This is a genomic window from Schleiferilactobacillus harbinensis DSM 16991 (genome assembly GCF_000425885.1).
In the GTDB taxonomy this organism is placed as follows: Bacteria; Bacillota; Bacilli; order Lactobacillales; family Lactobacillaceae; genus Schleiferilactobacillus; species Schleiferilactobacillus harbinensis.
Window position 1 is genome coordinate 1 of the sequence record NZ_AUEH01000006.1, and the last position, 23,768, is coordinate 23,768.

At 53.1% G+C, this 23,768-nt stretch carries 26 protein-coding genes; 24 read left to right on the forward strand and 2 right to left on the reverse strand.

All coding sequences use genetic code 11. The features are described from left to right. Positions 1-27: 27 nt before the first annotated feature. On the reverse strand, positions 28-222 hold the full coding sequence (locus H627_RS0102650) for a hypothetical protein (protein WP_027827606.1): 195 nt from the start codon (positions 220-222) through the stop codon (positions 28-30). Between the two features lie 153 nt (positions 223-375). Between H627_RS0102650 and H627_RS0102655 the strand changes: the two genes are divergently transcribed. The 18 genes from H627_RS0102655 (at position 376) to H627_RS0102740 (ending at position 16,121) form a co-directional block, all read left to right on the forward strand. Continuing rightward, positions 376-753, forward strand: a complete 378-nt coding sequence (locus H627_RS0102655) for a hypothetical protein (protein WP_027827676.1) — start codon at positions 376-378, stop codon at positions 751-753. A 55-nt stretch (positions 754-808) separates the two neighbouring features. Continuing rightward, on the forward strand, positions 809-2,461 hold the full coding sequence (locus H627_RS0102660) for a rhomboid family intramembrane serine protease (protein ID WP_027827677.1): 1,653 nt from the start codon (positions 809-811) through the stop codon (positions 2,459-2,461). Between the two features lie 129 nt (positions 2,462-2,590). Continuing rightward, the gene (rnc, locus tag H627_RS0102665) at positions 2,591-3,304 is read left to right on the forward strand and encodes a ribonuclease III (protein WP_027827678.1); all 714 of its coding nucleotides are present in this window, start codon (positions 2,591-2,593) and stop codon (positions 3,302-3,304) included. 29 nt (positions 3,305-3,333) lie between these two features. Continuing rightward, positions 3,334-6,858, forward strand: coding sequence for a chromosome segregation protein SMC (gene smc, locus H627_RS0102670; RefSeq protein WP_027827679.1), 3,525 nt, complete (start codon positions 3,334-3,336; stop codon positions 6,856-6,858). A gap of 17 nt (positions 6,859-6,875) precedes the next feature. Next, a complete protein-coding gene (ftsY, locus tag H627_RS0102675) occupies positions 6,876-8,159 on the forward strand; it encodes a signal recognition particle-docking protein FtsY (RefSeq protein WP_027827680.1) in 1,284 nt (427 codons plus the stop codon). Further along, entirely contained in the window at positions 8,156-8,518 is a 363-nt protein-coding gene (locus tag H627_RS0102680) for a putative DNA-binding protein (protein WP_027827681.1), read from the forward strand. The genes ftsY and H627_RS0102680 overlap by 4 nt, the downstream gene beginning before the upstream one ends. Before the next feature lie 20 nt (positions 8,519-8,538). Next, on the forward strand, positions 8,539-9,981 hold the full coding sequence (gene ffh, locus H627_RS0102685) for a signal recognition particle protein (RefSeq protein WP_027827682.1): 1,443 nt from the start codon (positions 8,539-8,541) through the stop codon (positions 9,979-9,981). Positions 9,982-10,073: 92 nt separating this feature from the next. Further along, positions 10,074-10,349: a 30S ribosomal protein S16 gene (rpsP, locus tag H627_RS0102690; protein ID WP_027827683.1), complete on the forward strand. Its 276-nt coding sequence runs from the start codon at positions 10,074-10,076 to the stop codon at positions 10,347-10,349. Positions 10,350-10,354: 5 nt separating this feature from the next. Further along, on the forward strand, positions 10,355-10,603 hold the full coding sequence (locus H627_RS0102695; protein ID WP_027827684.1) for a KH domain-containing protein: 249 nt from the start codon (positions 10,355-10,357) through the stop codon (positions 10,601-10,603). 237 nt (positions 10,604-10,840) lie between these two features. After that, a complete protein-coding gene (locus tag H627_RS16710) occupies positions 10,841-12,046 on the forward strand; it encodes an RNA-guided endonuclease InsQ/TnpB family protein (protein WP_051225118.1) in 1,206 nt (401 codons plus the stop codon). Positions 12,047-12,213: 167 nt separating this feature from the next. Continuing rightward, complete coding sequence (gene rimM / locus H627_RS0102705) at positions 12,214-12,732, forward strand: ribosome maturation factor RimM (RefSeq protein WP_027827685.1); 519 nt, start codon at positions 12,214-12,216, stop codon at positions 12,730-12,732. Position 12,733: 1 nt separating this feature from the next. Next, positions 12,734-13,480: a tRNA (guanosine(37)-N1)-methyltransferase TrmD gene (gene trmD, locus H627_RS0102710; RefSeq protein WP_027827686.1), complete on the forward strand. Its 747-nt coding sequence runs from the start codon at positions 12,734-12,736 to the stop codon at positions 13,478-13,480. 151 nt (positions 13,481-13,631) lie between these two features. Beyond that, entirely contained in the window at positions 13,632-14,018 is a 387-nt protein-coding gene (locus H627_RS0102715) for a hypothetical protein (RefSeq protein ID WP_152319495.1), read from the forward strand. A gap of 25 nt (positions 14,019-14,043) precedes the next feature. Beyond that, positions 14,044-14,586, forward strand: a complete 543-nt coding sequence (locus H627_RS0102720; protein WP_027827688.1) for a hypothetical protein — start codon at positions 14,044-14,046, stop codon at positions 14,584-14,586. A 120-nt stretch (positions 14,587-14,706) separates the two neighbouring features. Next, a complete protein-coding gene (locus tag H627_RS0102725) occupies positions 14,707-15,141 on the forward strand; it encodes a hypothetical protein (protein WP_027827689.1) in 435 nt (144 codons plus the stop codon). 28 nt (positions 15,142-15,169) lie between these two features. Then, positions 15,170-15,364: a hypothetical protein gene (locus tag H627_RS0102730; RefSeq protein WP_027827690.1), complete on the forward strand. Its 195-nt coding sequence runs from the start codon at positions 15,170-15,172 to the stop codon at positions 15,362-15,364. A 123-nt stretch (positions 15,365-15,487) separates the two neighbouring features. Then, positions 15,488-15,838: a 50S ribosomal protein L19 gene (gene rplS, locus H627_RS0102735; protein ID WP_027827691.1), complete on the forward strand. Its 351-nt coding sequence runs from the start codon at positions 15,488-15,490 to the stop codon at positions 15,836-15,838. Between the two features lie 91 nt (positions 15,839-15,929). Further along, on the forward strand, positions 15,930-16,121 hold the full coding sequence (locus tag H627_RS0102740; protein ID WP_027827692.1) for a hypothetical protein: 192 nt from the start codon (positions 15,930-15,932) through the stop codon (positions 16,119-16,121). Positions 16,122-16,167: 46 nt separating this feature from the next. On the opposite strand, the gene lexA is transcribed toward H627_RS0102740, so the two are convergent. Beyond that, entirely contained in the window at positions 16,168-16,785 is a 618-nt protein-coding gene (gene lexA / locus H627_RS0102745) for a transcriptional repressor LexA (RefSeq protein WP_027827693.1), read from the reverse strand. Between the two features lie 157 nt (positions 16,786-16,942). On the opposite strand from lexA, the gene H627_RS0102750 reads away from it, so the two are divergent. The 6 genes from H627_RS0102750 (at position 16,943) to H627_RS0102775 (ending at position 23,538) form a co-directional block, all read left to right on the forward strand. Beyond that, positions 16,943-17,194: a DUF896 domain-containing protein gene (locus tag H627_RS0102750; protein ID WP_027827694.1), complete on the forward strand. Its 252-nt coding sequence runs from the start codon at positions 16,943-16,945 to the stop codon at positions 17,192-17,194. Between the two features lie 81 nt (positions 17,195-17,275). Continuing rightward, positions 17,276-17,500, forward strand: a complete 225-nt coding sequence (locus tag H627_RS0102755) for a YneF family protein (RefSeq protein ID WP_027827695.1) — start codon at positions 17,276-17,278, stop codon at positions 17,498-17,500. Between the two features lie 127 nt (positions 17,501-17,627). Beyond that, positions 17,628-19,379, forward strand: a complete 1,752-nt coding sequence (locus H627_RS0102760) for an ABC transporter ATP-binding protein (protein ID WP_027827696.1) — start codon at positions 17,628-17,630, stop codon at positions 19,377-19,379. Beyond that, a complete protein-coding gene (locus H627_RS0102765) occupies positions 19,379-21,184 on the forward strand; it encodes an ABC transporter ATP-binding protein (protein ID WP_027827697.1) in 1,806 nt (601 codons plus the stop codon). Before H627_RS0102760 ends, H627_RS0102765 begins: the two co-directional genes overlap by 1 nt. Positions 21,185-21,331: 147 nt before the next feature. Further along, positions 21,332-22,789 carry an amino acid ABC transporter substrate-binding protein/permease gene (locus tag H627_RS0102770; protein ID WP_027827698.1) on the forward strand — a complete coding sequence of 486 codons (1,458 nt, stop codon included), beginning with the start codon at positions 21,332-21,334 and terminating at the stop codon, positions 22,787-22,789. Further along, entirely contained in the window at positions 22,789-23,538 is a 750-nt protein-coding gene (locus tag H627_RS0102775; RefSeq protein ID WP_027827699.1) for an amino acid ABC transporter ATP-binding protein, read from the forward strand. The genes H627_RS0102770 and H627_RS0102775 overlap by 1 nt, the downstream gene beginning before the upstream one ends. The last annotated feature ends 230 nt before the right edge of the window (positions 23,539-23,768 follow it).

Sequence of the window (23,768 nt, forward strand, 5' to 3'; positions counted from 1 at the left end):
TCCGTTTTTCCGCAAATGATATAGATGTTAAGCTCTTGGATATTGGGGAACATTGCCTGTCAACTCCTGGAGCACCACGTGCAGAATTGCCCGGTCAACACCGGTGTAAAACACGACCTCGGCGTCCTTGAGCTTCACTCGTGCCGCAACCTGCGGTTTGACCAGCGGCTTCGGCGACCGGTCGGTCACCTGGATCGGCACGATATCTTTGATTTGAACCATGAAAGGCCTCCTTGTTTACTTGATAAACCAAGTTTACAAGGAGGCCTGCACCGGGTCACGATACCTATGTCAACGACCGCTTACAAAGTGCTATAGTTGCGTCAAGTTAAATTGGTATGTGTATTAGAAAGAAGTTCTAAGGAGGAGAGCATCATGCAACAGGCGCAGGTTTCTAAACACCGTTGGATTGTTGGACTGCAGTTTTTTTCAATCGTTTGGTTTGTTGCCTATCTGGGCATCATGCTATTTTATCCGTCACTTGGGCCGACTGTCACTAGACTTTTGGACCGGGCGGCCACTGCCGTGTTGGTGTGGGTTGGAATCGTTGGTTTCCCAGCGTGCTCCGTTGGGATGTTTGTTTATCTTAGCCAGAATACCAAACGCGGGCATGTGTTATGGACGTTTTTCGCTAATTTGGCGCTGTGGATCGGATTGGCCACGATACTGTGTACTTTGATTTGGGGCGGCCACTGGATTGATGTTATTAATTTGAACACACCAGCACCTGTCCCTGATGTACCTTTCGGATAATATTGTGGTCGGGAAAGTGATCCTATAAGGGGACCTTTTCATCGGGGGGACGGCTATGGCTTTTGAAAGGCATTTGTTGAAGGTATCGCGTGCAACAGAGAAAGACCTGCTTGCCGCTGAACGAAAACTAACTGGCCATCATCGTTCAGATGGTACGACCACCAAGAGTGTGCGGGGTACTCTCCCGGGCAAGCAGACACCCATCTCTACAAAGACTAAGGGAATTTTAACTGCTCGTATCTGGGATGAACGGATGTTAAGGATTGAGGCCGTGTTTGTTGGCGGTTATTTTCTGTTGATGATTATTTGGCCACCGGCCTTTGGCTTCTTGCCCCTGGTGCTGGTTACGATTGGTCTTGTGTGGCTCATTGCAGAGATCCTAAGTCGGGTGTTACCGGGCACTGCCTTTGGCGTATGGTGTGCACACAGCGTGCTCCAGTCAGTGCAATGGTTCAAGGCGGTACCGCCGTGGGCGACTTTGGGATACCTGGGTCTAGCCCTGCTGGCTTGGGCAGCGCTGGCGTTGCTTACTGGCAAAACCAATGATTTCCAGACGACAAGCCCTTATCGCTTGGGTACAATGGTGCCATTGGTTGGGCCGTTATTATTTCCAGCGGGCAGAGAATTAGCAACTGTGGCCGAATTCTTCTTCGGAATTTTGACATTGGGAACCTATTCAGAACATTTCTTGGGCCATCGACGGTTTTTCTTGATCGTAGGTGGCACTTATACGATCATTCAATACATTAGCGTGGCTAATCATTTTCAATACGTTATGCTTCAATGGATGATCTTGGTCCTGGTGGGCATTTCAATCGTTGGCGTGTGGCAAGGCCGATCCTGTCCGGCCTGGTTGCAGGCCAGCGCGTCTGTTATTGGTTATTCGTGGGTAGTGCGATCGTTGCCGCTGGATACTGATGCACAGATTGCTTTTGTGACTTGGCTCAGTTTAGCGATGATCCTCGCTGGCGGTATCGCTGCCTTTGCAGTCATGCGAAAGCAGCGGCAACTTCGCCGTGTTGCTTTGAAGAAGTTACCGTCTGTTCCATGGGTGACAATCGGCTTGGACGTTGTCCTCATTGCTTTTTTTGTCATCGAAGTAATCGTTAGTGGGGGCTTAGATCAGTCCAACATGGTGAACCGTGAGGCACTCGCATCGCTGGGATTACCCAATGAGATTGACTCAGTTGGCTCAGCCGTGAGGCAGATGTTAATTTATTCGTTTCTACAACAAAGTATCGGCCATCTTGTTGGAAACTTGATTGGGGTTGCCATTGGTGGACTCGTTGTTGAGCAATTTTTCGGACATGGCCGGGCATTGTTTGCTATCCTACTCGGTGGATTTGGTGCGTCTTTGATCCGGTCAATCGTGACCTTGACATGCAGTGAAGGGGTGTCTCTCTCATTCAGCGTGGGTATCGGTGCCTCCGGGATGGGCTACGCAATACTGGGGACCGGATTAATATCAACGGTTTTCGCCAAGAATATTGCGACAGGGACCAAAGCCATATTTTACTTTCTCGTGTTTCGTAACATTCCATACGCAATATCGGCAGTGATCACTGGTGGGTTGATCAATCCGACGGCGGACGTAGGGGATGATGTCCACGTTTACGGTTTACTTATTGGTTTGGTTGTTGGCGTATTCTTTTTACTCTGGCATCGATTTGTGGTACGTCGGCCATTGCCAGGTTTGAATACAGACTAAATTTAGACCCTGGTCTAGTTACCAGGGCCTTTTTGTGTCCTCTCAGTCCTCCGCCCCTGTTTTTCCGCTCCCCGTTCCCTTATAATGGAAACATTGAAAATTACTGATGATAATAGGAGGAATAGACGAATGGTCGATGCAGCATTTGTTTCTGAGTTGCGCGACCGGTACGGGATCGAGTTCAAGAACTTGCGTCTGTTGGATGAGGCTTTCACCCACTCGTCGTATGCGAATGAGCATCCTGAACTGGGGTTGCGGGATAATGAGCGACTGGAATTTTTAGGTGACGCGGTCATGGAATTGACAGTGTCGGAGTATTTGTACAAGCGTTATCCGGATTGGCCGGAGGGTGAGCTGACGCGGTTGCGGGCGGCGAGTGTGTGCACGCGGAGTTTTTCGATGTTTTCTCGGGAAGCCCATTTTGACAAGTATATTCGTCTTGGTAAAGGAGAAGAGCAGTCTGGTGCCCGCAAACGGCACACGTTGCAGGAAGATACCTTTGAAGCCTTCAACGGTGCGCTTTATCTTGACCAAGGCAAAGATGCGGTCGTGAAGTTCTTGGAGCAGATCATGTTTCCGAAGATTGCGGCGGGGGAATTTTCCGCGGCAAGCGATCACAAGACGTTTTTACAGGAGTACCTGCAAAAGAATGGCCCAGTGGCGATTCAGTATCGTTTACTCGATGAAGAAGGCCCGGCCCATGAGCGCAAGTTTGCGGTGGCCGTGACCGTGGATGGTCAGGAACTGGCTCGGGGCGAAGGCCGTAGTAAAAAGGCGGCTGAGCAGGACGCGGCCAAGAGGGCTTTGACGCTGTTGAAGGCGCAGGCTAAGCAGGCACAGTAGTTTTATTTTAGAAGGGAATGCGCACGAGCATGGGTTTAACGCGCCTACAACTGAAGGGATTCAAATCCTTTGCGGATACGACCACCATCGAATTTTCGCCGGGTATCACGGGGATCGTCGGGCCCAATGGGTCCGGTAAGAGCAACCTTTCTGAATCCATGCGCTGGGTCATGGGCGAGCAGTCGGCCAAGGGTCTGCGGGGCAATCAGATGGCGGATGTGATTTTTGCCGGAACGGAATTGCGCCCGGCCGTCAACATGGCGGAAGTGACGATGGTCTTCGACAACCATGATCATGCCTTGAAGTCCAATTTGCCCCAACTGGTGGTCAAACGGTCGCTGTATGTGGACGGCACCAGTGAATATGCCATCAATGGCAAGGTTTGCCGGCTGAAAGATATTACTGATCTGTTCATGGATTCAGGGCTGGGCAAAGGCTCTTTTGCAATCATCGGCCAGGGACGGGTGGATGAAATTCTAAACTCGAAGCCGGAGACTCGGCGGGATCTGATTGAAGAGGTTGCCGGAGTTTATAAGTATAAAGTCCAGAAGAAACAGGCTGAGGGCCAACTGGCCACGACCATGGACAACTTGAACCGGGTCTTCGATATTACCCACGAGATCAAGGAGCAGCTGGCGCCGCTGGCCGAGCAGGCGTCCATCGCCCGGGATTACCAGAATCAAAAGAGCGAATATGACAAGCTGAACAAATTTGTCCTGGCTGGTGAAATCACGACGCTGACCCAGCAGCAGGCGGCCCAAGCTGACCACTTGGCTGAATTGAAAGGGACCCAAGCTAAGCTGGAGGCGGCTATCAAGGCCGGTCAGGCTGATTTGGCGACCAATCAAAACGAAGTCGCCACGCTGGATGAGCGCTTGACGGCTGCCCAAGAAGACTTGTTGGCCAACAGCAAACAATTGGAGCAGAAAAACGGTCAGTTGAAGCTTGCCCAGCAGCAATCCGATTACGCGGCGTCGACCCGGGCGGAGAAGCAAGAGGCACTGGCCCAGGCTAAAGCTGAGCTGGCAGCGGTGACGAAGACGCTGGCTACCCAGCAGGCGGAATTGGCCAAGCAGACCGCGGCGCTGGCTGAAAACCAGACTGCTCAAGACCGGTTGGCCAACGGCGACGATGCCGGCAAGGACAAACTGCAGCAGCAGCTAACGGACTTGCGCGCCCAAACGGTGGACGCACTGCAGCAGCAAGCAACTGTCCGTAACGCGCTTGGTGAGATCAAGAAGCAGCTGGCTCGGCTGGGGGAAGATACCCCGCTGGAAGCTGTGGCCACTGCAGTACCGGCAGCGTTGGCCAAAAGCGATCAAGATTTATCTGCCGCCAAGCAGGCTTTGGCTGTTGCGGAGGAAACATTGGCGGGCACCGAGCATAACCACCAAATCGGTCAAGAGCGATTGGATGCGCGGCAAAAGCAATGGTATGCTGCGCTGGAGATTTATCAACAAGCCAAGGCCCGTTTGGGGTCTTTGCAGGAGATCAACGAAGACTATGGCGGGTTCTACGCCGGCGCCAAGGCGGTGCTGCAAAACAAAGCGCATCTGGCCAGTATTCACGGCGCAGTAGCCGAACTGATCAAAGTACCGGCCGATTACACGACCGCCATCGAAATGGCTGCCGGCGGGGCGTTGCAAAATATCGTGGTCGACACGGAGCGCAGTGCCACCCAAGCCATCAATTATCTCAAACAAGCCCATGCCGGTCGGGCGACGTTCTTGCCCATGAATGTGATTCAGCCGCGCCGGATCCCCGCCAATGTGCTGGCCACTGTGCAGACGATGCCTGGGTTTATCGGGGTCGCCAGCAGTTTGGTGGATACGCTGGACCGCTACCGCAATATTGTTGATAATCTGCTGGGCCAGCTGCTGATCGCCCAAGATTTGGATACAGCCGTGGCGATTGCCCGGGCCAGTCAGCACCGGTACCGCATCGTCACGCTGGCCGGCGACCTGATCAACCCCGGCGGCTCGATGAGCGGCGGGGCCAACAAGCGCAACCAAAGCGGTGTCTTGGCCCGGCGGGCGGAAACAGACAAGCTGGCCGATCAGGTCAAACAAATGTCCGCGGAACTGGATAAGCGGCAGAGTGCCATTAAGGAATTACAGACCAAACTGGCGGGGTTGAGCGACGACCGGACAGCCCAGCAGGCTCAGGTGAGTCAGCTTCGGACAACACTGGCTGAGCAGCAGGAGGAGAACCACCGGCTGCATGAACAGGATGCCCTGGCAGCGCAGCAGCGCAGCCTGCTGGCGAAACAGCAGGACAGACAAGCGCAGCAGCGCCAGGAGCTGACGAGCGAGCAGCAGGACCGGGAAACTGAATTGGCGCGGGTTACCGATCAGCTGGCGGCACTCAAGCAGCAGACCGCCGCGGTGACTGATCAGATCAACGCGGCCGAACTGTCTCAATCCGAGAAATCAGAGCGGCTCAGCACCCTGCGGGACACGGAAATGCAGCTGAGCCAGACCAAGGCCCGGCTGGACACGCAGGTGGCCACGGCCCAGGAACAACAAGCTGGACTGATCGCTCAGGTGCAGCAATTGACGGATTTCTTAACTGCTAAGGATGCGCCGACGAGCCATATCGATACGGCCGCGCTGCAGGCGGATATCACCGACCTGACGGGTGCGATCGATCACTATTCACAACAGATCAAGACCTGGCAGCAGGATAAGGCCAAAGCGGCCGGTGCGGTCAGTGCCGCTCAAGCCCAAGTGGATCGGGACCAGGAATTGCGTCACCAGACTCTGGCGGAGCAAGAAGACGTCGCCGTGGCAGTGGACCGGTTGAAAAACCAGACCAACACCCGTCTGGCATCGCTCAGTGAAGATTACTCGTTGAGCTACGAAGCGGTCCAGGCTGATTTGCCAGCGGATTTCGACTTGCCGGCAACGCAGAAGCGGGTGAAACTGCTGAAACGGGGCATTGATGAGTTAGGCCCAGTGAACCTGAATGCCATTGCCGACCAGGAACGGCTGCAAAAGCGGGCCGATTTCTTACAGCAGCAGCAAGATGATTTGCTCGCCGCCAAGAAACAGCTGGAAACCACGATGGACGAAATGGATAGTGCCGCAGCAGATCGCTTCCTGGCGACCTTCCAAGCGGTAGCCAAGGCCTTTGCCCGCATTTTCCCGATCATGTTCGGCGGCGGTGCGGCCGAGTTAACATTGACCTTGCCCGATGACTTGCTGCACACTGGGGTAGACATCACGGCCCAGCCGCCGGGTAAAAAATTGCAGCAGCTGTCTCTGCTCAGCGGCGGGGAACGGGCGCTGACTGCCATCACTTTGTTGTTTGCCATTCTGCAAGTGCGGCCGGCACCGTTTTGTGTGCTGGATGAAGTGGAAGCGTCTCTGGACGATGCCAATATCGACCGGTTTGCCCACTTCCTGCAGCAGTATCAGAAGCATACGCAATTTATCGTCATTACCCACCGGCGGGGCACCATGGTTGCCGCGGATCGTCTTTACGGCGTTACGATGCAGGAGTCGGGGGTCTCGAAGATGGTGTCTGTATCATTGAAGGAATTCGCTAATTCATAAGGGAGTTGTTTGTGAGCATGGGACTTTTTGATCGCCTGCGCAAGGCCTTTGGCGGCCACGAATCGGAAGAAGAAAAGGCATCGGCGGCCGCGTCGGCGAGTGCCGAAAATACTGAGAGTGCAGCCGAAAGCAGCGCCTCAGCGGCTGCCAGTATCAGTGCGGCCAGTACGGCGGCTGAATCAAGCACCGACGCATCGGCTTCAACCGTTGCGTCGGCCGCGGCGAGTGTTTCAGCAGCGCCGGAATCAATGGCTGAATCATTGTCTGCGGCCCCAGAGTCGGCAGAAACTTCAGCCAGTGCGGCGGTGCCCGAGGCGGCTTCTGCTGAAGCAGAAACGGATGAGGCGCCGGCTACTGAAGAGGATACTCTAGAACGGTACGACAAAGGTCTGGCCAAATCCCGGACCTCTTTTGGCGACCGCTTGAACCACTTTCTGGCCCGCTTCCGTTCCGTGGACGATGCCTTCTTCGATGATCTGGAAGAGACCCTGATCGAAGCGGATGTTGGCTTTGAAACCGCCATGCAGATCACTGATGAACTGCGGGACGAGGTCAAGCTGCGCAACGTGAAGAAGAAGTCCGATGTGGCCCAGGCTATCGTGGAAAAAATGGTTGATCTATACGGCGATGCGGGCCAGGGTGAAGACAATAGTCTGCACTTTGCCACCGACGGGACGCCGACGGTCTTTCTCTTCGTCGGGGTCAATGGCGCCGGCAAGACGACGACCATCGGCAAGCTCGCTCACCGTTTCCAGGAGGCGGGCAAGCACGTGATTCTGGCCGCTGGAGATACCTTCCGGGCCGGGGCCACAGAACAGCTGGTGGAATGGGGCCGCCGCGTTCACGTACCGGTGGTGACCGGTCCCGCGGAAAGCGATCCGGCCGCGGTCGTCTATGATGCGGTGCACGAGGCCAAGGAGCAACAGGCCGATATCGTCCTGGTGGATACGGCCGGCCGATTGCAGAACAAGGTTAATTTAATGAACGAATTGGCTAAAATCAAACGGATCATTACCCGGGAATTGCCAGAGGCCCCGCAAGAGGTCTTGCTGGTGCTGGATGCCACCACTGGGCAAAACGCCTTGAATCAAGCCAAGGAATTCACCAAGACGACTGCCGTCACGGGAATCGTGCTGACCAAACTGGACGGCTCCGCCAAGGGCGGCATCGTCTTAGCCATCCGCAACGAACTGCATCTGCCGGTGAAACTGGTCGGTTTGGGCGAAAAGATGGGCGACTTAGCCGACTTTGACCCGAATAAATTTGTTTACGGCCTGTTCAAGGAACTGATCGTCCAATGACGGAAGCCCATGATGACGCGGAGCTGATCAAAACGCTCCGGATGAATGAATTGTTTGATTTTTACGGGGACCTCTTGACGGCGAAACAGCGCCGCTACATCGAGCTGTATTACGCCGACGACCTGTCCCTGGGGGAGATTGCTGAGGAATTTTCGGTTTCTCGTCAAGCCGTGTATGATAATATCAGGCGGACGGGCAAGCTCCTGGAAGAATATGAAGCCAAGCTGCATCTGCTGGCCCAATATACCGGGTTGGATGACGCGGCGACGGCCTTGCAGCAGTATGCGGTGGTTCATTACCCGACCGATACACAGCTCCAAACGCTGGTGACTGCGCTGCAGCAGCACCTGGCCCGTTAAACGAGAAAGGAACGATTTCATTGGCCTTTGAAGGATTAACTGAACGACTCCAAAATGCTTTCAGCAAATTACGACGAAAGGGGAAAATCACCGAGAGCGACGTCCGCGATATGATGCGGGAAGTGCGGCTGGCGTTACTGGAAGCCGACGTTAACTTCACCGTCGTCAAGGACTTCGTGAACACGGTGCGTCAACGCGCCTTGGGCGCTGACGTCCTCGATTCCCTGACTCCCACGCAGCAAGTCTTGAAGATTGTTAACGAGGAACTGACGAAAGTCATGGGGGACACCGCGGTCCCGCTGAATAAGTCACCCCATATCCCCACGATCATCATGATGGTCGGGCTCCAGGGGGCTGGTAAAACAACCACCGCTGGCAAGTTAGCGCTGAAGCTGAAGAACGAAGAACATGCTCGCCCGCTGATGATTGCAGCGGATATTTATCGGCCGGCCGCTGTCGATCAGCTGGTCACGCTGGGTAAACAGATCGATGTGCCGGTCTTTGAACAAGGCACCGACCACGATCCGGTGGATATTGTCAAAGCCGGCTTGGATCAAGCGGCGCTGCAAAAGAACGACTACGTCCTGATCGATACCGCCGGCCGATTGCAGATCGATGAGCAGTTGATGGACGAACTGGTACGGATCAAAGCGTTGGCCCACCCTGACGAAATTCTGCTGGTGGTCGATGCCATGACGGGGCAAAACGCAACCGAGGTGGCCAAAGGGTTCAATGACCAATTGGACATTACCGGCGTTGTCCTGACCAAGCTGGATGGCGATACTCGGGGCGGGGCAGCGCTGTCGATTCGCGCTGTCACCGGCAAACCGATCAAGTTCACGGGGCAGGGTGAAAAGCTGGAAGATCTGGATGTCTTCTATCCCGACCGGATGGCCAACCGTATTCTTGGCATGGGCGACATGATGACCCTGATCGAGAAAGCCCAAAAGGACTATGATGCCAACCAGGCTGAAAAAATGGCCGAAAAGATGCGGGAAAACACCTTTGACTTCAATGATTTCCTGGATCAAATGGGCCAGATTCAGAATATGGGTCCCGTTCAGGACTTAATGAAGATGATTCCTGGTCTGGCCAATAATCCAGCTGCTCAGAACTTGAATATCGGCGATAAGGACATTGACCACCTGAAGGCCATTGTCTATTCCATGACGCCCCAAGAGCGGGAGCAGCCGGAATTGCTGAACCCGTCCCGGCGTCGCCGGATCGCCGCCGGCAGCGGCCGCAGCGTCCAAGAAGTGAATCGGATGATCAAGCAGTTCAACATGTCCAAGGAAATGATGCAGAAGATGTCCAAGGGCAACATGAGCGGCATGGAGGGCATGTTCGGCGGCGGCGTGCAAGGCAAGCTGGGCCAAATGGCCATGCGCTCCATGGCCCGCAAGACGAAGAAGAACAAGAAGAAGCGGCTGAAGAACGTGAAGCGGTTTAAGACGCATAAATAGGCAGATTTCTACCCTGTCAAGAAAAACCTCTTTACAGCCCGTCGTTTTCTTGATATAGTATTCCCTGTTAATAACTCAAGGAGGTGGATTCATTGTCCGTTAAAATTCGTTTGACGCGCATGGGTTCGAAACGTAAGCCATTTTACCGTTTAGTCGTTGCTGATTCACGTTCACCGCGGGACGGCCGCTTCATCGAAGAAGTTGGTTACTACAACCCGTTGACTGAACCGAAGACCCTGAAGATCGAAGAAGACAAGATCATGGACTGGCTGCAAAAGGGTGCGCAACCCTCTGACACCGTTCGTAACTTGTTATCGACTCAAGGCGTCATGAAGAAGTACCACGAAGCCCGTTTCGCTAAGAAGTAAGGCGTATGGTAGATATCGAACATTTGATTCGTTCTCTGGTGACCCCTTTGGTCAATGAACCGGACGCGATTCAGATCAACCGCCGGGAGACCGAGAGCTTCATGGAATTCGATTTACGAGTGGCCGACGCCGATGTCGGTCGCGTGATCGGCAAACAAGGCCGCATTGCGCAAGCTATTCGCACGATCGTTTATTCCGTCCGCAGCCCTTACGACAAGCGGGTCCGGTTGAACATTGTCGATCAGAATTCATAATATGGAGCGGGTTGCCCAAGCGGCTGCCCGTTTTTTTGAATATTAAGGAGGAGCGGAATGATTGCTGATTAAAGGATCAAATGTAAGCATCGATAATCAAGGGCCATCAAGATCCTGGGCGTTTTTTATCACGTAATACAGCTTCTCTGGATGAATCTTGATTCGAAGCAGCCGAGCACGGAAGGAGACAAACACACATTCGATTCGGTATCCTTGAAATATAAGGAGGTGAATCGAATGCCAATCAAAACACACAAGATACGGATCTATCCCAACGCCGAGATGGCCACGGTCATCATTGAGCTGATGGACTATAACCGTTTTTGCTGGAACAAAGGTTTGGCCGCATGGAATGACATGTATGACGCGTCATTAGACATGGCAAACAAGAAATTGCGTCCTAGCGAATGCAAAGTCCGAGACGAGCTGGTGAAGAACAAAACCGACTGGCAGCATCAGTTTTCAGCACGAGTGCTCCAAACCGCTGTCCACCGGCTGCATCAAGCTTGGCAGAATTTCTTCAATCCCGCTATGCCGGACGCTCACAAGCCTAAGTTCCATCATAAGTGGGATCCCAAGCAAAGCTTTACAACGGATCGAGCGGTTATTACCGGCAAGTACCTGACCTTGGATCGGCCGCACGCAGCCAGCCATCGGTTCAGCGCTATTAAGATGGCGGAAGAATTACGTTTTACTGGCGAGATCAAAACCGTGACGATAACCAAGCGCGGGAAAAAGTTCTACGCCAGTGTCAACGTATTGGTTGAAGATACCCCACATCCGGCTTTCTATGACTCCTGGGACATCGTCGGCATTGATGTGAACGTGGGCCATATCCGCTGGAACGGCGGGGACGTCAACACCTTCACACCACGCATGGCAGCGCTGCATCAACGCATCAAATATTACCAAAAGTGTCTAAACCGGAAACGGCGGAGAAACCCCAGCGACTACCGGTCCAAGACCTATCAGCGGATTACAGCAAAGATGAACCGCGCCTATGAGCAGGTACATGCGTTGCAGGATGATCTGATTCACAAATTCAGCCACATGATTATAAAGAATTATCCTGTTCCCTGTTTAGAGGATCTGGATGTCCACAGGATGATGATGGACGGGAAGAAAGTCAAAGGTCTTCAGCGCGGTCTCTTTCGCCGCTTGCGCACAGCAATCGAGTACAAGGCAGCTTGGCATCACCGCAATTTGGTGATTGCCAATCGTTTCTTCCCGTCAACGCAGCGCTGTTCAAACTGCGGCTGCATCAAAACCAAGGAAAGCTATGGCGGTAAGATGACGCTTCAAGGCGACAGCATTTACCACCAGCATGACGTTTACCGCTGTTACGAGTGCGGTCTTGTCATTGACCGAGACGATAACGCTGTGCAAAACTTGATTCAGTATGTGGCGGGGCTTACGCCGGAATGGGAAACCGTTCAGAGATGATTTCTAGTCGGCATTGTGTGCTCCATACTCGTCTGATCCCAATCAGACGGGGGTGCCGGCAATTACGAAATTGACTAAACACACTGTACTCTTAATGGTCTAAATCTAAAGTGCCACCATAGATCAGATGTGTATACATTTGAGTACGTTTTAGAAAGCAGAGAAAAATGACGCAATTATTCCGGGTCGGCGAAATCGTCAATACCCAGGGCATCAAAGGCGAAGTCCGGGTCCTAACCGTGACCGACTTTCCCGAGGAACGGTTCCAACCTGGCAGCCAGCTGGTTGTCGGCCAGTCCGCTGCGACAGCCGCCACACCGGTCACTGTTGAAAGTGCGCGGCCGCATAAGCAGTTCATGCTGTTGAAATTTGTCGGCATCGATTCGATCAATGACGCCGAACCGCTAAAGAAGCAAACACTCTTTGTTTCTGACGCTGAACAGGGTGACTTAGCTGAAGGTGAATTCTATTACCGGCAGATCATCGGGTTAACCGTCCTTGAAGAAGAGACCGGCGAAGAGCTGGGCACCGTGCGCGAGATCCTCTCCCCAGGGGCTAACGACGTATGGGTGGTGGCTAAAGCTGGGACACCGGACCTGTTGATTCCCTACATCCCCCAAGTCGTGCATCGCGTTGATTTGGCTGCGGGTAAAGTGTACGTCGAGTTAATGGAAGGGATGCGGTAAGATGCGCGTTGATGTGTTGACCCTGTTTCCGGATATGTTCGCCACCTTGCATCAGTCCCTATTGGGCAAAGCCCTGGAGAAGGAATTGTGGCAGCTGAACGTCGTGAACTTTCGCGACTACACCCACGATAAACACCAGCACGTGGATGATACGCCCTATGGCGGCGGGGCCGGCATGCTGCTGAAGCCGGAACCGATTTATGAGGCCATGGATGCCCTGCCCAAGCTGCCCAAGCGCCGGGTGATCCTGCTGGATCCAGCCGGGCGGCAGTTTAACCAGACGGTGGCCGATGAGTGGTCCCAAAGCGAGCAGCTCGTCTTTATCTGCGGTCACTACGAGGGCTATGATGAACGCATCCGCGGGCTGGTCACCGAGGAGGCCTCGCTGGGCGACTTTGTCATCACCGGCGGGGAACTGGCCGCCATGACCATGATTGACGCCACTGTGCGCCTGCTGCCTGGTGTATTGGGCAACGAAGATTCACCAATCACCGATTCCTTTGCGACGGGTTTGTTGGAATATCCCCAATACACTCGCCCGCCGGAATATCGGGGGATGAAGGTGCCGGAGGTGCTGATGAATGGCGACCACGGCAAGATTGGGCGCTGGCGGTATAAAGAGGCGTTACGCCGCACTCTGGAACGCCGACCGGATTTATTGCGGGACTATCCGCTGGATAAGATGGGGCGCGAGCTGCTGCGGGAGGTTAAGGAAGAAGAAAATACGCACGAGATTGATGACCAGTGATCCAATGAAAACGGGCAATTGCCAAAGCGGCAGCTACCCGTTTTTCGTGTGACAATCTTGTCACATGCCTTGACGCTGTCTTTCGGTAATGCGTATCCTAGACGGTAGAAGAAAAATGGTCTAGGGAATGTTTGGAACTCATCGAAGGGTAGTGGTTCCAACGAAAAAGCATTTAGTCATTATTGGTATTTTAGAAGTTTTGTACGGCGCCGTGTTTACCCTGTCGCCATTGTTCTCCTTTGACGGCAGTCGTTTTTCCTTTGACCTGGCCTTGTTTCTTACCGGGGCGGCATTGAATTGGGGACTGCTCATTTATAATGTAGTGGCCGTTTTTCTAGATCGCAAACATGCTGGTCTGTATGCCATCTTTCCAGTTGCCTGGATTCTCATGATGGCGGCCGAGATGATGTTGTATAACAATCGTGCATTGGCGCCGCTGTTTACTTACGGGCATCCCATTTTTACAATTCTCCTCGGTGTTTCCTTAATTATTATCTGGCGTCGGGGAGCACATAAAGTCATGGCTCCCGCGCGTTAGGTTGTTTTGCGGAAAGGAAATATCAATGAACAAGCAGATGCGGATCGTGGGTATTCTTGAACTGATTTTCAGTATTGCTTTCGTGCTGCTGATTCCTGCCCAACACGGCAGCAGCACGGTGTTTATCTTGAGCTTGTTGATCGGTGGGGCGCTGCTGGTCATTTTGCCGATCGCGACGATTATCGCCGCGGTCCGCGACCGCACTCATGCAGGCATTTATCTGATTTTTCCGATTTTGTTAGCCGTTATTCTATTGCTTCATGGTGCGTTGGAGACCGAGTTCGAGATGGTCCTGGACTATGGCTTGCCGGTAGTGGCGGCGGTTTTGGGCGCAATAATGATTTTTCTTAGCCAACGGGAGAAGAAGGGCACACCGGCGGAAAATGTGGCCCGCTATTATCGGTTGCTGCCGATCGTGGGCATTGTCACCAGCGTGGTTTTGATTGCACTGGTGCGTCTGGTCAATGGTTATGTATCCTGGCTGGGCTATCTTTACTGCTTGTTGCCGATCGTTGTTTACTCCGGGTTATCTCTGGTACATCGGTGGCGGCACACGCCTAATCAATAGACGGCGAAGCGTTTCCATTGACGATTTGTCCTGGCGCACCGTATAATTTTCTTGAGTGTGGGACTTTCTGATAACTGCTGGCTCGGTGGCCGCTGGTATGCGGCAGAAAGCGTGTGGACAATGGGGAAAAATCAAATTCGGCTGTTGGTGATGGGTATTTTGCTCGCTGTCTTTGGCGCGTTCTCCACGCTCAACGCGGCGTTTACCCTCGTCAGCGTACCGTTGAGCATGACTCATATGGAACGCGACCTTTTAATTACTCTTCTGATTGGCGCAATCATTGGCCTGCTCATGATTCTGGTGCTGATTGCCAGTTTCGTGTTCGGTATTTATGACCGGCGCAATCGCTGGCTGTATTGGGTGCCAATAATCGTACTGGCGGTGGTCGGGATTATCACGATCAAATGGCCGCTGCCGGCCGTTCTCCAGTCTGAATATCTGGGGACAGTGCCAATCCTGTTGTGGGGTGTTTGGATGATTTTGCGGGCGGTTCAGAACAAGGTCAGCCCGGATCCAAGCCAACAGCAACGATATCCTAAGCCTGTCGGACGCTAGCCGCCGCAGCGAGAAGGAGAGCTATCCGATGACACTCATCAAGTTTCTGCTCAATGCCGTAACAGTTATCGCCGCGTTGATCACCATAGTTGGAAACGCGTGGATTCTGTTCGCTACTATTCGGAAAATTCCCGTTTCCCGCCGAGCGAGCGTCATTTCATTTGTCTCGCTCATTGTCATGGTGGTCATGAGCGTGGTGCTGGACTGGCTGCATTGGCGTTAACCCTGCATTGCGCCCACCCCGAATCTATGCTATAGTTTTAACCTGTGATTGTGTGTCACAACAGCAACGATATTCCGCTGCGAAGGATCAGGCGCATGAATACCGGAATAAGGAGAAATTTTGATGAATCCATTAATTCAATCAATTACGCAAAAACAATTGCGCGATGACATTCCCGACTTTCGTGCCGGTGATACGGTGCGGGTCCACGCCCAAATCGTCGAAGGTACGCGGGAACGTATCCAGCTTTTCGAAGGCGTTGTAATCAAGCGCCGGGGCACTGGCATCAGTGCTTCCTACACGGTTCGTAAGATCAGCAGCGGTGTTGGTGTAGAGCGGACATTCCCGCTGCACTCTCCCCGTGTTGCGAAGATCGAAGTCATTCGCCACGGCCGTGTCCGTCGGGCGAAGCTGTACTACCTGCGTGCACTGCGGGGCAAGGCTGCTCGGATTACCGAGAAGCCGCGCGTCTAATTCACGCCGTACAAACGCGTTTTGCTTCCGAATTAATGGGGAGCAGGACGCGTTTGTTTTTTTATGGAGGATAAAAGAAAGCAGGGAACTCATGGCGCAACGATTTGTATATGTTGTCTATTACGCTGATACGGCGAAAAAAGAGCCAGTATTCCGTTTGCTCCGAGTCTTTTCGACCCCGGAACGAGCGGCGGGTTTCGTGGCGATTCTCGAACGGGCACCGTACGCAGAAATGCCGGTGCCGGAGGGCCGCTACGCCGTTAAACGGGTCCGCATGAATTAAAAAAGCCGCTAGCACCGGGGTGCTAACAGCCAACAGACTTATCGATTTAATAAACGTGTTCGCGATACAGACTAACGACTTTGCCGAGGATCGTCACTTCTTGCAAAATGATCGGCGCAAAAGTGTCGTTCTCCGGTTGGAGACGGAAGTGATCCTTCTCCCGGTAGAAGCGTTTGCAGGTTGCCTCATTTTCTTCGGTCATGGCAATGACGATGTCGCCGTTATCCGCGTATTGCTGGCGGCGAACAACGACTTTGTCGCCGCTGAGGATGCCGGCATTGATCATACTTTCGCCGCGGATCTGCAGCATGAACAAATCGCCATCGTTTTGCAGATCAGGCGGTACCGGAAAGAACTCGGTGGCCTCTTGGACGGCCAAAATCGGTTCACCGGCCGTTACAGTACCCAACAAGGGGATTCGATCCCGGGTCGCACCCAATTCGTCCAGCCCGTCCTCAGTGATCTCAATTGCCCGCGGTTTAGTCGGGTCGCGATTGATCATGCCTTTGCGTTCCAGCCGGTCCAAGTGACCATGCACTGTGGACGTGGAAGACAAGTCAACCGCCGCCCCAATTTCCCGGACCGTCGGCGGATACCCGCGGTCCTTCACCATGTCATAAATGTACTGCAGAATTTCTGCTTGTTTCTCTCCTAATTTGGCCATAACGCCACCTCATCTATCCGTGTTACCCCAAGTATACCAAGACTGGAGAAGGTTTTCAAACAAGCGTTCGTGAGAACATACGCCATTTTTTGTTTTCAGAAATTAATCGGCGTGGTACCATCAAAGTAAGCACGATTTCCAGAAAGGACGATCTCTTATGGCAGAACAAACTGAAGAAGAAAAGCGCTTGGCACGCATTAATGAACTGGCCCACAAAGCAAAAAAGGAAGGCTTGACCGCCGATGAAGAGCGGGAACAGCACGAACTGCGGGAAGCCTACCTGGCCAACTTCCGCGCCGGCTTCCGCCAGACCATTGAGCACTTGAAAGTGATCGATGAAGAGGGCAACGAAGTGACCCCGGATAAGCTCAAGCGGGTCCAGCGTGAAAAGGGTATCCGGAAGGATTAAAAAAAGCTCACCGGCTATTTTAATTTACCAGAAACTTGTGTAGACTATTAAGGTATTGGAAAAAGCGAGGTGTACATCATGATGCCCATGTGGTTGGCAGTGTTGTTGATCATTCTAGGAGTTGTCGGCGGAGCCGTCCTAGGATTCTTCGGCGCGCGGCGGTATATGAAAAATTATTTCCGAGATAATCCCCCCATCAACGAAGATATGCTTCGTTCGATGATGATGCAAATGGGTCAGAAACCATCTGAGAAGAAACTCAATCAGATGATGGCCTCCATGCGTCAACAGGAAGCCAAGAAATAACCAACTTCTGGCCGCCTGTTTCTAGGCGGCTACTATCGCGGGACAAAGACTGCGGCCATTTTTTGGCTACGGACTTTGTCCCGTTCTGTCCATTCTAAGAAAACAGTAAACGAACGGAGGTGTCCCAGTGGGCATATTTAAAAAGCTGGGCTGGTATTTTAAGCAGGAGCGGAAGCGATATCTGATCGGGATCTTAGCCTTGGTGGGGACCGCCCTGGTGAACCTGGTGCCGCCCCGGGTGATTGGGATTCTGGCCGATCTGTTCGACCAGGGCCACATCACCGGCAACGCGACATGGTGGTGGATCGGCTTGTTATTAGCCGCCGGTATTTTCCAGTACCTCTTCCGCTTTGCTTGGCGGAATATGATTTGGGGCGGCGCAGCGACCCTGGAAAAACAGCTGCGGTCTCGGCTATTCTGGCACTTCATGCAGATGGACGATACCTTCTTCCAACGTCACCGGACCGGGGACTTGATGGCCCATGCCACCAACGACTTGAATGCCATTCAAAACGTTGCGGGGGCGGGCATCTTAACGTTCGCCGACTCAATCATCACTGGCGGGTCGACCCTGATTGCGATGATGATCTTCGTCGACTGGCGGCTGACTTTAGTGGCAATTATTCCGCTGCCGTTGTTGGCGGTCACCGCGCGGCGGTTGGGTATGAAGCTGCACGCGGCGTTCTCTGAATCCCAGGCGGCGTTTTCGCGATTGAACGATAAAACCCAGGAATCCGTCTCAGGGATTAAAGTCATCAAAACGTTTGGCCAAGATCAAGAGGACGTCGCCGACTTTAATAAAATCGTCGACCGCACAATTCTCATTAACAAGCGCGTGAATCGGCTCGATTCACTGTTTGATCCCGTGACGAGTCTGATCATTGGCGCCACTTATGTGATTGCTATCATTTATGGCGGGACCATGGTTAATGCCGGCACCATTACCATTGGCTCGCTGATTTCTTTCGTCGCTTACGTCAATGCCTTGATTTGGCCGATGTTCGCTATTGGCCGGTTATTCAACGTGATTGAACGGGGCAATGCCAGTTACGATCGGGTGCAGGAACTGCTTCAGGAAAAGTCGGAAGTCGTCGACAAACCGAATGCCATTACGAAACTGTCCCATACCAACATTGATTACGCCCTGGATCATTTTACGTATCCCGGCGCGCACAAGGTCACCTTGCAGGATATTCGCTTCAATCTGCCAGAAGGCCGCCAGTTAGGCATCGTCGGCCGGGTTGGGGCCGGCAAGACGACGATCATCAAACTGCTGTTGCGGGAATTTGACCAATACACCGGCGTGATCAAGATCGGCGGCCGGGATATCCGGGATTACACGCTTGCGGCGTTACATAATGCCATCGGCTATGTCCCTCAGGACAACTACTTGTTCTCCACGGATATCCGGAATAACATTCGTTTCTCGGCTTATGAGAAGGACCAGCCGGCCGTGGAGGCGGCGGCCAAGACCAGTGCCATCCATGACGACATTCTCCAATTTGCTGACCAGTACGATACGCTGGTGGGTGAAAAAGGGGTATCACTGTCCGGCGGCCAAAAGCAGCGGCTTTCCATTGCTCGGGCGGTCATCGCTGAACCAGATATTTTGATCATGGACGATGCCCTGTCGGCGGTGGATGCCAAGACTGAAGAACAGATTTTATCCGGTCTGCAAGAGGATCGAGCCAATAAGACGACGATCATCGTCGCCCAGCGGCTCAGTTCGGTCATGCATGCCGACGAGATCTTAGTCCTTGATGATGGTCGAATCACTGAACGCGGGACCCACGACCAGTTGCTCGCCGATCACGGCTGGTATGCCGAAATGTGGGCAGAACAGCAGCTCACCCAATCAATGGAAAGGAGTGACGCGTAATGGCCGCAAAGAATCCTTACGAATCCGCTTGGAATCAGCATATTCCGGTCAAAGAACAGATGAAACTCACTGGCCGGCTGATGAGTTTTGCGAAGTACTACAAAAAGCAATTCATCAGCGCCATCATCCTGTCCTTTGCTCTGGCCATTATCAACATCTGGCTGCCCCGGGTCATTCAAGAATTCATGAATGGCGCGCTGGCCAAACATAACGCGACCACGGCTACGATCCTTGGTGCTGGGCTGGTTTATGCCTTGGGCACGATCGTGAAGGCCATTGTCCAATTCGGCAGCAACTTCACCTTTTCCATGGGGGCTGAACGGGCGATGGAAGACGTGCGCCGGCAATTATTCGCCAAGCTGCACACCCTGGGCATGCGCTATTTTGATTTGACCCCGGCCGGTTCCGTGGTCTCACGGGTCACTAACGACACCATGACACTCACCGATTTTTGGAACGTGTTTATGTCCCTGCTGGTGGGAATCTTCTCCATCGGTACAGCGCTGGTGGCGATGTATATCAATAACCCAACGGCGGCTTGGATCGTGGCAGCGTTCATTCCCATCCTGCTGCTGGCGACCTGGTTTTATAACCGATACAGTTCAAAGGTGTATCGCCATATGCGGGCGAAGCTGTCCGAGCTGAACGCTAAGCTGAACGAGTCCATCGAAGGGGTCTCGATCATCCAAAACTTCGAGCAGCAGAAGCGGGTCGACAGTGAATTCGAGGACGTGAACAACGATTACTTGGATTCCCGCCGGGCAATGATCAAGACTAACTCGCTCCTGCTGTCCTCTTTTCTGAATCTGATCTACGTCTTTGCCTTGACGGCCGTGCTGATTCATTTCGGGATCATGGCGGAGACGGCAGTGGTCGCGGCAGGGACTGTGTATGTCTTCTCCAGTTACATTCAGAGTTTCTTCAATCCGCTGGGCAACCTGATGGATCAGTTGCAGTTCTTCCAGGATGGCGTCGTGGCTGGCAGTCGGATATTTCGGATTCTCGATAATAAAGAATTGGCGCCGCAGCAAAACCCTGGCGCGGATGCCGTCGTCCAAGAAGGCAAAGTAGAATTTCGCCACGTGTCCTTCTCTTATGACGGTGAAAACGAAGTGCTCCACGACATCAACTTTGTCGTGAAGCCGGGTGAAACCATCGGCCTGGTGGGCCACACCGGGTCCGGCAAGAGCTCGATCATCAACGTCATGATGCGCTTCTATGAGTTCTACCAGGGCCAGATCCTGATTGACGATCGGGATATTCGCGATTATCCGATTGAGGAACTCCGCCGCAAATTAGGTCTGGTACTTCAGGATTCCTTCCTGTTCTACGGAGACATTGCCTTCAACATTCGCTTGTTCAACGACAAGATTTCAGATGATGAAGTGAAGAAAGCCGCTGAATTCGTCCAGGCTGACTCGTTCATCGAAAAATTGCCGAACACCTATCACGCTCGGGTAATCGAGGGCGGGGCGCAATTCTCCAGCGGCCAGCGGCAATTGATCTCTTTTGCCCGCACTGTGGCAGCGGACCCGAAGATCCTGGTGTTGGATGAGGCGACTGCCAATATCGACACCGAGACGGAAACGTTGATCCAAGACGGCCTGCGCAAGCTGCGGCAGGGCCGTACGACCATTGCCATTGCCCACCGGCTCTCCACGATTCGCGATGCCAGCCAAATTTTAGTGCTGGATAAGGGACGGATCGTTGAAGCAGGGACGCACGACGAATTGTTGGCCCAAAAAGGTAAATATTACAATATGTACCAATTGCAAATGGGGAAGGGCGATCTTTCCCAAGACTAAGAAAGAGCGGGTTGCTGACCCGCTTTTTGGTGCCCTCTGTTTTTTCTGGCCTGTATGTCAGCATCTCTAACATAAAATATAGACAATCTAACGTCCCCGCCATTATACTGGTTCTTATGTTATTCAATTAAGAAAGTGGGTGCGCCCATGCAGCGCAAATCCTTTGTCACAGGATTATTTGTCATCTTAGCGGGTCTTTTTCTCACGTTGTGGTCGGCCAAACCGGCGCAGGCGGCGGAGAAGCACTATACGATTGGGACGGACGTTACATATGCCCCCTTCGAATTTGCTAATGAAAAGAACCAATACGTCGGTATCGACATTGATCTCATGAATGCAATCGCGAAGACGGAAGGGTTCACGGTGACCATCAAACCCGTGGGCTTCAACGCTGCCGTACAGGCGTTGGAGGCGGGCCAAATTGATGGGGTGATCGCCGGCATGTCGATTACGCCGGAACGGCAAGAAAAGTTCTTGATGAGCAAACCCTATTATAATGTGGGCGTCGTGATGGCGGTTAAACAGGGGAGTAAGATCAAGAGCCTGAAACAGTTGAAAGGGCAGCGGGTAGCCATCAAGACAGGCACCGCTGCCGCCAACTATGCCCTGAGCGTCAAGGATAAGTACGGCTTTACCACCGTCACCTTCGATGATTCCAACAACATGTACCAAGACGTGACGACGGGTAATTCAGTGGCCTGTTTCGAAGATTCCCCAGTCATGCAATATGCCATCAATACCGGTTTGAAGCTGAGCATCGTCACTAAACCAGCAAACCCTACTGGGTACGGCTTTGCCACCAATAAGAAAAATACTGAATTGATGGCCCAGTTCAATGCAGGCCTGAAGAAACTGAAGGCGAACGGCCAATATACCAAGATTTTGCAAAAATACTTAGGGACCGGCTCTAAAAAGTCCCAAGCGGCGGCTAATAAAAAGACCCAGGAAACTGACCGGTCCTTCTTCGGCTTGCTGAAAGCCAACTGGGGCACATTGATGGGCGGGCTGCAAGAAACCCTGCTGGTAACTGTGGTGGCCATCATCTTTGCCACCATCGTCGGCATTCTCGTTGGTTTGCTGGGCGTTTTACCCAATGCCTTTGCCCGGGGCATTTCAATTACCTTTATCTATATTTTCCGCGGTTTGCCGCTGCTGGTGCTGGCCCTGTTCATTTACACAGGCGTCCCCAGCTTGATTGGCGCCAAGGTGCCGGCCTTCCTTGCCGGGATCATTACGCTGACCTTGAATGAAGGGGCATATACCGCTGCCTTTGTGAAGGGCGGTATTGAAGCCGTGGATGTGGGTCAAATGGAAGCGGCCCGTTCCCTGGGGCTGCCCTTCGGCAAGGCCCTGCGCAAAGTCATTTTGCCGCAGGGTATCCGGATCATGGTGCCCAGTTTCATCAACCAGTTCATCATCACCCTAAAGGATACGTCGATTCTGTCGATCATCGGTATCCTGGAATTGACCCAAAGCGGGAAAATTATCATCGCCCGGAATATGGAAGGCTTCAAAATCTGGACGATGGTCGCCTTGATTTATCTCGTTATCATTACGCTCCTCACTTGGCTGTCTAACTGGGTGCAGAAGAAGGTGCAAGCATAATGACAGAAGAAAATACCGATCGCGTGCAAATGCAGGATGTCTATAAAGACTACGGTACGAACCACGTCATTAAAGACGTCAACCTGAATGTCAAGAATAACGAAGTCGTCGTGCTCATTGGTCCCTCCGGCGCCGGGAAGAGTACGGTGCTGCGCATGATCAACGGCTTGGAAACCACGACGAAGGGACACATCCTGATCGATGGCGCTGACATCAGCCAGCCCCATGTGGACATCAACCGTATTCGGGAGAAAATCGGCATGGTGTTCCAGCATTTCAATCTCTTTCCCCACATGACGGTCCTGGAAAACGTGATTTTAGCACCGGTGGAGTTGAAGAAGGCAGATAAAGCCACTGCCACCGCGGAAGCCCGCAAGTTTCTGGAAACCGTCGGCCTAACCGAAAAAGCCGACGCCATGCCTGCTTCTCTTTCCGGTGGCCAGCAGCAACGGGTCGCCATCGCTCGCGCTCTGGCCATGCATCCCGATATCATGCTCTTCGATGAACCGACCAGCGCCCTTGACCCCGAAATGGTCGGCGACGTCCTCCAAGTCATGCGCCAACTCGCCCAACAAGGCATGACTATGGTCATCGTCACCCACGAAATGGGCTTCGCCAAAGAAGTCGCCGACCGCGTCGTCTTCTTCGATGGTGGACAAATCCTAGAACAGGGCACCCCAACAGAAATCTTTGACCATCCAAAGGAAGAACGGACTCAGTCGTTCTTGAATAAGGTATTGCAGGCCTAATTGGCTAGAAAGTACGTTTTTAAGAAGGAATGGATTGAGGATACGGCTTTAGTTTGGTGTACCGAGGGTTAAGTGCGTAGCAAGCGGAGGCAAAATGGGCTCAGCCGTGGGAACCACACAGCGGCGTTTTTTGCCGCTGATGTGGTTAGGCGTCTTGAAGACCGCGGTCTTTGCGGGCTTCAAGCGCCGTCACGGCTAGCTACGCCTGCGGCTTCGCACTAGCTGCGCGT